The organism is Pseudoalteromonas sp. AOP7-A1-14 (genome assembly GCF_052376275.1).
Taxonomy (GTDB): domain Bacteria; phylum Pseudomonadota; class Gammaproteobacteria; order Enterobacterales; family Alteromonadaceae; genus Pseudoalteromonas.
The window spans coordinates 1-6514 of record NZ_JBQSVO010000153.1; the positions used below are offsets into that span (position 1 = coordinate 1).

Annotated in this window: 6 protein-coding genes; 3 read left to right on the forward strand and 3 right to left on the reverse strand. The window is 36.5% G+C overall.

The features are described 5' to 3' along the window. The coding region (locus ACT3RM_RS16435; protein ID WP_444511422.1) for a histidine kinase dimerization/phospho-acceptor domain-containing protein at positions 1–1150 on the reverse strand (1150 nt) is incomplete at its 3' end. Then, positions 1150–1824, reverse strand: coding sequence for a response regulator transcription factor (locus ACT3RM_RS16440; protein WP_058429029.1), 675 nt, complete (start codon positions 1822–1824; stop codon positions 1150–1152). The genes ACT3RM_RS16440 and ACT3RM_RS16435, both read right to left, overlap by 1 nt. Positions 1825–1996: 172 nt before the next feature. On the opposite strand from ACT3RM_RS16440, the gene ACT3RM_RS16445 reads away from it, so the two are divergent. From ACT3RM_RS16445 to ACT3RM_RS16455, 3 genes are read left to right on the forward strand one after another with little or no spacing between them, the layout of a single operon-like run. Beyond that, on the forward strand, positions 1997–3952 hold the full coding sequence (locus ACT3RM_RS16445; RefSeq protein ID WP_441836388.1) for an LTA synthase family protein: 1956 nt from the start codon (positions 1997–1999) through the stop codon (positions 3950–3952). 2 nt (positions 3953–3954) lie between these two features. Next, complete coding sequence (locus ACT3RM_RS16450; protein WP_024599462.1) at positions 3955–5583, forward strand: phosphoethanolamine transferase; 1629 nt, start codon at positions 3955–3957, stop codon at positions 5581–5583. A gap of 12 nt (positions 5584–5595) precedes the next feature. Continuing rightward, positions 5596–5982 carry a diacylglycerol kinase gene (locus ACT3RM_RS16455; protein ID WP_024599461.1) on the forward strand — a complete coding sequence of 129 codons (387 nt, stop codon included), beginning with the start codon at positions 5596–5598 and terminating at the stop codon, positions 5980–5982. A gap of 195 nt (positions 5983–6177) precedes the next feature. Here ACT3RM_RS16455 and ACT3RM_RS16460 read toward each other — a convergent pair. Next, a partial coding sequence (locus ACT3RM_RS16460) for a hypothetical protein (protein ID WP_444511423.1) occupies positions 6178–6514 on the reverse strand: 337 nt, incomplete at its 5' end.

Here is a 6514-nt window from a genome sequence, read left to right on the forward strand (position 1 = left end):
AAATTTTTGAATTTAGTGGGCTGTATTGTTTAGCGTTGTTAACTAAATTGCTAATAATTGATTCGAGGGCAAACAAGTTGCTTATAATTGCTGGTGCATTCTCATTCAACTCCAAATTTACACGCGATAAATCAGTGTTTTCTAAGACTCTGGTAATGACTTGATTTAAATCACAAGCATCTTGTTTGATTAGCTTACCATTACTGTATTTATGTAATAGCAATAAGTTCGACACGATATTTTTAAGCCGTAAACTTATTTTCAACGCTTCAGGCTTAAAATCCTCATTGAGTTCTATCTCATTTGGAAACCTGATAACAACTTCTGCCATATTTATAAGTTCGGCAATGGGCGTTTTTATTTCATGGGCAATATCGGATGTAAGTCGCTTTTCCTTTAGGTAAAGTTGTCTATTCTCTTTAATAAAGGCGTTCAAACTTTCAACAATAGGCAAGAGCTCTTTAACTGGCTCTTGTATAAATATCTGTGAACCTTCACTGGTAATACTTAACTGACTGATATCTTGGTTGAGTTTAATTAATGGCGCAAGTGATGTATCTATTGCCTTCCTGACAAATAATCGAATAAATACAATAACTGTAATTATGGTGACTATAAAAATAACGTCAATCAACCAAAGTACAAAATCAACTTCCTCAGAAGACGCTGCATAAGCTAAAGTCAGTGGCTCATCATTTGTTTTTTTATATGTGTCTACTGATGTATTGTCTTTTTCTTGTGGTATAAAACGACTATAAAACACCCGACCATCTCGGCCATCAGATAATTGTATAGGGAGTATTTTTGACTCGCCAATTTCTAAGCTTTCATATGGTAGGTTTTTAACTTCAAATAAATCTAAACTTTTTGAGCGGGTAAAAACACTTTCTTTGCTCCATAATTGAAAGTACTCAGGCTCTATTTCCCCTTCTAACTCGGGCAAAAACTCACTAGAAAAGTTAAACGAAAAACCTTCATTAGTTTTATGTACTAAGGTCATTAACATACCTGCTTTGGATTGCAGGCTGCGATCAAACTCATTATCTATCCAACTATCAACAGCAATGTCGGTTGCCAACAAAATGCATAAAACAAAGCTAGTTATAGTTACCGAAAGTGTAACAACTAATTTACTGCGAATAGATTTCATTATTGTCCTTGTACAATATAACCAAAACCACGTTTGGTCTGAATTGGCAGCTCCCCTCCTGCAACTCTTACTTTTTTGCGAGCAGATGATAAATGGGCTTCAATCGAGTTCTTTGATATCAAATCATATTGCCCTGCAAGGTAGGTACTTAGCTTTTCTGCACTAAACACTTTATTTTGATTGCTAAATAAACATTCGACAATTTTGTACTCGTTGGGTGTTAAGTCGATAACATTGTCAGCAACTTTTAGCAGTTTTAACTGTAAATTCAGTGCTAAATTATCAATAGTTATGATATCACTCATCATCTTCAATCCTCCACGGCGCATTAAATTTAGCAGTCGAGCGTGGAGCTCATCAAATGAAAAGGGTTTAGTCAGATAATCATCCGCTCCTGTTAAAAGCCCTAAAACACGGTCTTCAGGTTCTTGCTTAGCTGACAAAATTAAGACTTTAGAATCAAGCTGTTTGGTTCTTATGGTTTGCAATAAAGTAATACCATCGATACTCGGTAACATAATATCAAGTATTATAAGCTCATACTCACCTGTCATCGCCATACTCAGCCCTTGTGCACCATCACCGGTGTCATCAACCGCAAAGCCTAGATTTGCTAAGCCAATTCGTAAACTACGCCTTAGTGACGCTGAATCTTCAATTATTAATAACTTCATGTGTTACTCATTCACCTGAAATGCATCTTCATCATTAGGTTACGCCATATAGCTTAAGTTTTACTTAAGACTTGCTTAAGTTTCCATAGTTTAGCCAATATTAAGTTTAGACTCAGGATTTCTTAAGTTTCGGTTTTTAGTATTGCTGCAATTATTAAGATCGAGCACAACTATGACAGCAAATACTTCCGTTTTAAAACCCTTGTTGCGTTTTACTATTATATTGATATCAATCTTTATAACTTCCCGCATTGCTTTATTGTTTTGGCAACATTCAAGATTAAATGATGGTGATATTTGGCCGATCATATCAGGAGCAATCAGAATAGACTTAAGTAGCATTGGATACTTAGCAACTATTGGGGTTTTTATACTGATACTACATGTAGTTGCACGCCCTAAAACAGAGCTTTTCCAGCGTATTTTTACACTTTACGGTAGCTGCGTTGTAACTGTAGTTGTTATTGTTGAAGCATCAACACCTGCATTCATCAATCAATATGATGTAAGGCCTAACCGATTATATATTGAATACCTTGATTACCCACAAGAAGTCTTCTCAATGTTAGTGCATGGCCATCTTTTTGCAATGCTAAGTACATTGCTTTTGGCCTCGTTAACAAGCGTTTATAGCTATCGCCTTTTATGCAGAGCATTCACACAACCACCGTCACTGAAAAAAGCATCCAATTTACCCATTCTAATGGCTGCTTTAATAATCTGCTTATTTGCTGCTAGAGGTACATTAAATCACCGACCGCTTAACCCTGCATTAGTCTATTTTTCTCAAGATTCACTAGTAAACTCACTTGTTCTTAACTCCACTTACAGTGTTGCGTTTGCGCTGAAAAACATAGGTAACGAAAAAAGTGCCAGTAATTTGTATGGCACAATGCTTCGTCAACAAATTATAGATACGGTCAAAAAGGCTTCTTATCGAAAACAGTTTGTCGTTGGAAATATTCCAACCTTGGCGCACAACAAGCCTTTTGTGTCTGGTGTTAAAAAAAACTTAGTTATAATACTTGAGGAAAGTTTAGGTGCCCGATTTGTTGGAGAACTTGGTGGGTTAGATATTACGCCCGAACTTGATAAGCTATATCAACAAGGGTGGGGGTTTGACAACCTTTATGCTACGGGCACGCGCTCCGTAAGAGGTATTGAAGCAATTACTACAGGTTTTACACCATCACCATCTCGCTCAGTAGTTAAACTATCTAAATCGCAGCATAACTTTTTTTCACTAGCGGATGTATTCAGTCAAGAAGGTTACAAAACACAGTTTATCTACGGCGGTGAAAGCCATTTTGACAATATGAAAAGCTTTTTTCTAGGAAACGGGTTTAACGATATTGTTGACATCAACCATATTGATAATCCCCAATTTATCTCCTCTTGGGGGGTAAGTGATGAGGACTTATTCAATCAAGCAGATAAAGAACTGACTAAATTAAGTAATTCGACAGAGCCATTTTTTAGTCTTGTATTTACTTCTAGTAATCACGATCCGTTTGATATACCACAAGGCAAAGTATCGCTACCCAAAGGACATAACCCTGAAAACTATAAGCGTGATCTTGCAATTAAGTATGCCGATTACGCACTAGGTAAATTTATAAATAAAGCAAAAACACGGTCGTACTGGGAAAACACCGTATTTTTGGTTGTGGCAGACCATGATGTGCGTGTTTTTGGCTCTGAACCTGTCCCTTTGAAGTCTTTTCATATACCAGCTGTTATTTTAAACAGCGATATGAAAAGTAAACGCGATCCAAGACTCGTTAGTCAAATTGATCTACCTGTTACTTTGATGTCACTTTTAGGAATTGACCAAGCAACCCCTATGCTGGGCTTTGATCTGACTAAAAGTTATCCAGTTGAACGCGCAATGATGCAGTACTACGACAATTTTGCATACCTAGAAAATGATCGCGCTGTCATCCTAATGCCAAATCAACAAACCAGCTATTGGCGCTATAACAAACAAACCAAAATACAAGAAAAAAATGAACAGCTAAACGTTGATCAAACGTTGGCTGAAAAAGCACTAGCTCATGTGTTATTTAGCAACTTAGCTTACACCGAGCAGCTTTATCGTTTAGCTGATAAAAGTAGTGATAAGGAATAACTATGAAAATTGCTTTTAAAAGATTTTGTATTTCGTCTTGGCAAGTAAGTTACAGCCAATTTGTTTGCTTAGTTTCAATGTATATCGTTATCGCATTTAATGGCTTGTTTTTATACAATACTTTTATGGCTGCAACACAGTCAGGGCATATAAATTGGCTTTTTATCGCGTCGGTCCCTTTATTGCTTTTCTCATTGACTGTTTTAGTTTTAAGTTGGTTGTCCTTAATTACTTTTGTTAAAGCTATACTTCTATTTAGTGTTTTAGTTTGCTCATTGTTGTTTTATTCAACACTTAATTATGGCGTTATTTTTGACAAGAGCATGTTACAAAATATTGTTGAAACAAATTCAGGTGAAGCATTTTCATACTTGAACTTTCAGCTTGTGTTATTTATTTTTTTATTGGGGATTGTACCTACTTACTTATTTTCCAAGTTCACAATTATTGGGAGTTTTAGAGTTCGTTTAAAAAGTTTTACGAAGCTAAATCTATCAGCTTTGCTCTGTTGTGCCTTAATCGCTGTACCCTTTTATAAAGAGTACGCTTCTGTTGGCCGCAACAACCGACAGCTAACAAGTTATATCACCCCGTTTGCATTCTATACAGCAAGTTATAAATACCTGAGGGATAATTACTTTTATCCACCACTACCTTTCAAGGTACTCGATAACTTGCCCACTTTAAAAAATAAAACGAGCACCTCGCTAACTGTAATGGTTGTCGGGGAAACAGCTCGGGCGGCTAACTTTTCACTACAAGGCTATAGTAGAGCAACGAATACTTATACTCCCAAGTTAGGCGTAAAGTATTTTAGTGATGTTTCATCGTGTGGAACGGCAACGGCTATTTCAGTCCCCTGTATGTTTTCACGACTGAACCGCAAAGAATATGATTCTCGGCTTGCTAGTAGTCAAGAAAATGCTCTAGACATTATTCAGCGTAGTGGTGTTGAAGTAACATGGATTGATAATAACAGCAGCTGTAAAGGAGTGTGTGCTCGCATCAAATCAGACAACATTGAGCCGAATAAAGAACATCCGTTATGTGATGGTCATTACTGTTTTGATGAAATATTAGTTACGAAACTAGCAGACAAGATAGCGACTAGTAACGCTAAACATAAATTGGTTGTTCTACATATGATAGGTTCACATGGACCAACTTATTATCGTCGTTATCCTGAACACGAAAGTTTGTTTAAACCTGATTGCTCTCGAAGCGATATTCAGAACTGTAGTACAACTGAACTAACAAACACATATGATAATACTATCGCATACACAGATAAGGTGTTAAGCCAGTTGATAAAAGTATTACAAGCAAGTAACGAAACAAAGAAGTCACTCCTATATGTGTCAGATCACGGTGAGTCACTTGGTGAGAAAGGTTTATACCTTCACGGGTTTCCATATGCATTAGCACCAAGCGAGCAAACCCATATTCCAATGATTTTTTGGAGTAATAAACTCGCTAACTCTAAATTTAATCATTGTATTGAGTTACAACGCTCAAAAGTATTTTCACACGACAATATTTTTGACACTTTACTTGGCTTAACTCAAGTAAGCAGCAGTCAATACCAACCTGAATACGATATTTTTAACGCCTGTAAGGCCCTAAGTCTATAAAGAGAGTTTCCAATGCAATTTGATAGTGCAAATAAGCCGTCAGGTATTAATCGAGTAGTTTTAGCTTTTAAAAATTCACAGCGTGCATTTAAATGGCTTGCTAAAAATGAAGCTGCTTTTAAACAAGAGCTTTTTTTACTCGCTTTATCGCTAATTATTATTTCGATTTGGCAGATAGGTATTTACGAAAAGGTCATGCTACTAATCTCTGTTTTATTTGTGATATTCGCAGAGGTTGTTAATACAGCAATAGAAGCAACAATAGACAGAGTTGGCTTAGAGATTCATCCATTGTCAGGTCTCGCTAAAGATTTAGGCTCCGCAGCAGTATTAATTGCGCTATTGATAAGTTCATTCGTCTGGATTTCTGTATTTATAAGCTATATTGGTTATTTTTAAAATTTATCCAATCTCAATGATCGCTTATCGCTCATTTGCGACCGTCGCCTAAACTCGTTTTGGGGCAATGACGAGTCAGCAGATAACTTGCCAATGGACAGAAATGTTTCAGCCAGATTAGGCTGAAACGAAGATGGATAGAAACAAGTTATACTAGTTGTGGGAATCTAGATTTTATATATTTGTATATCATCGTTAAATTTTAATGCGTTCTCGTACACCTAATTCAGATTGGTATCTATTTGGAGACTCACTACGTATAGCTGCATGAATATCGATGCTGGGATCACTTTTTGGATCTTCGATTGTTATAACAACTGCGTACTTTGTATTTGGGTTTTTTAGTGTCCATCTTGACTCATGAGCAATTAGAACTTTCCAGTCCCCAGCACTAATCCCTTGTGAGAAAACCTTTTCCATTTTAATAACTGTAGAGTAACGGTCGCTTTCAAGAACTGCGGAGCTAGAAAATGGCACGTCAGTTGGCTTACCACTTTTATTCAGTTTTATGATTTTTGTTCGTATATGAGAT

Excerpts from the sequence above, each read along its gene's own strand:
- ACT3RM_RS16440 (WP_058429029.1), bottom strand. The coding sequence starts at position 1,824 with ATGAAGTTATTAATAATTGAAGATTCAGCGTCACTAAGGCGTAGTTTA.
- ACT3RM_RS16445 (WP_441836388.1), top strand. The coding sequence starts at position 1,997 with ATGACAGCAAATACTTCCGTTTTAAAACCCTTGTTGCGTTTTACTATT.
- ACT3RM_RS16450 (WP_024599462.1), top strand. The coding sequence starts at position 3,955 with ATGAAAATTGCTTTTAAAAGATTTTGTATTTCGTCTTGGCAAGTAAGT.
- ACT3RM_RS16455 (WP_024599461.1), top strand. The coding sequence starts at position 5,596 with ATGCAATTTGATAGTGCAAATAAGCCGTCAGGTATTAATCGAGTAGTT.